The 1,823-nt window shown below is 62.8% G+C and carries 2 protein-coding genes and 1 pseudogene; all 3 read right to left on the reverse strand.

The genetic code is table 11. The features are described 5' to 3' along the window. Positions 1 to 252, reverse strand: a pseudogene (locus AC1DY5_RS53950) (hypothetical protein); the annotation flags it as partial. A gap of 9 nt (positions 253 to 261) precedes the next feature. Further along, on the reverse strand, positions 262 to 447 hold the full coding sequence (locus tag AC1DY5_RS53955) for a hypothetical protein (protein ID WP_478122412.1): 186 nt from the start codon (positions 445 to 447) through the stop codon (positions 262 to 264). 265 nt (positions 448 to 712) lie between these two features. Beyond that, positions 713 to 1,741, reverse strand: coding sequence for a LuxR C-terminal-related transcriptional regulator (locus AC1DY5_RS53960; protein ID WP_478122413.1), 1,029 nt, complete (start codon positions 1,739 to 1,741; stop codon positions 713 to 715). Between the last annotated feature and the right edge of the window lie 82 nt (positions 1,742 to 1,823).

Below are 1,823 nucleotides of genomic sequence, written 5' to 3' on the forward strand. Positions count from 1 at the left end.
GAGTTCAGCGAGGAAGGGGCCCACCAATTCGAGATTGGCGCCAATGCCGTTGAAGGCAAGCAGGGGGCGGCGCGTTTCTTCCCGCAATGACCTGTTGCCCGAGGCCGGACGGATGCCGACGCGCAGTTGCTGGCGGCCGATGCGCACGGTTCCTATATGCAATCCGGTGACAGGGTCCAGCTGGACGTCTTCGAGGCGCTCGACGGCGGATGGGACGCGGACGCCCGATGCTTGTGGTTTGCGATGTGCCATGCGACGGCCTCAGGCCCCCAGGACATATTCGCCCGGTGCCGCAGCGCCCGGCTTGTGTACTCGGCTGCCCAACTTCTTCGGTGCCGGCACACGTCGTCCCGAACGCGCATGCATCCAGGCCATCCAGTGCGGCCACCAGCTGCCGTCGACGCGCTGCGCGCCGGCGGCCCAGGCCTCGCAGTCCTCGCCGCTCACTGCTCTTCGGCAATGCGTCGACGAACTGGATGATCCGCGGAATCTTGTAGGCCGTCAGATCCCGGCGGCAATGCGCGGCAATTTGCTCGACGGTCAGTTCGGATCCGGGCTCGCAAGAAGGACATGGTCATCGTCTCGGGCTTCAACGTGTTCCCGAATGAGATCGAGGCCGTTGCCGCCTCATGTCCCGGTGTCGCGGAGTCGGCCTGCATCGGCGACCGTGGGCAAGATACTGCGGCGCGACCTGCGCACGCTCTAGATGACGCTAGATGATGCCCAGGCTCAGCGAGCGCGATACAGCCTCGACGCGCGTCTGGGCCGCGAGCTTCTGAAGAATGTGCTTGGCGTGCGACTTGACTGTCTCCGGAGCGATGCCGAGTTGTTTCGCGATGCGCTTGTTTGACAAGCCATGACTCATCAGCGAGACGATGTGACGTTCGCGTGGCGATAGCGATTCACCTGACCTGTGCCTGCTTCGTGCGCCCTTGGTGGTTTCGGCGCGCCCGGGAAATGCGATCAACAGGGCGCGCACATAGGGTCGCAGTTCGGCGAGGATGCCGCCGTCGGCCGTACGTCGGTCGTACATCCAGGCGAGAAGCTGACGGATCGGCTCTCCGCCATCCAGGAAAGTCCGATACAAGCCACTCGCTGCGCCGAGTTCGATGGCGCGCCTGAGTTCGATCGAAGCCTTGTCGAGTTCACCGAGACCGTGCAGAACGCACGCGAGCAACAGCGTCAATTCCACGGCGAGGTAGCGCTCGCGGCGAAGCACGCTTGCTGACACCAGAGAGCGCAGGGTTGCCGCAGTATGCGTCGAGGGCCCTTTGTCGAGGGCCAGGTAGGCATCTGCGATGGCCAGTTGGCGAGACAGAAGCTGGGCATTGGCTGCAATCGTTGAATTGGCTGCCGCCTCGGCCAGTCGCCTCGCGCAAGAGTCGGCTTCCTTGAATTGCCCATCGGCGACGAACAGCCGGACGCGCTCGGCGAGACTGGCTGCGACGAGGCGTGACCATCCGCGTTCTTCGCCGATCGTTTCGGCTTCGCGAAGCAAGAGCACGGCAAAAGGTGTTTGCTGCCGCGCAGCAGCGATCTTGGCTCCAACGATGTAGGCGATGAGTGCGCCTTCGATTCCTCCCTGCGACCCACTCAGCATCAGTCGATCGCGCATCAACTGATCACCGGCGTTAAAGTCGTTCTGTTCGTACAAGATTCGAGCGTTCAGCGCGGCAGCGAGACGTGATCCCGAGAAGCCAGGTCCGAAAACTCTTGTGGACAAATCAAGGGCCTCGATCACTGCTGTCCAAGACAGGCGAATCCGGCGGATGACATGCTGAACTGACGCGGGTTCCGGACGGCTTGTGTGTGGATTTCAGGAT

The sequence above is a fragment of the Variovorax sp. P4_D9 genome (assembly GCF_056401695.1).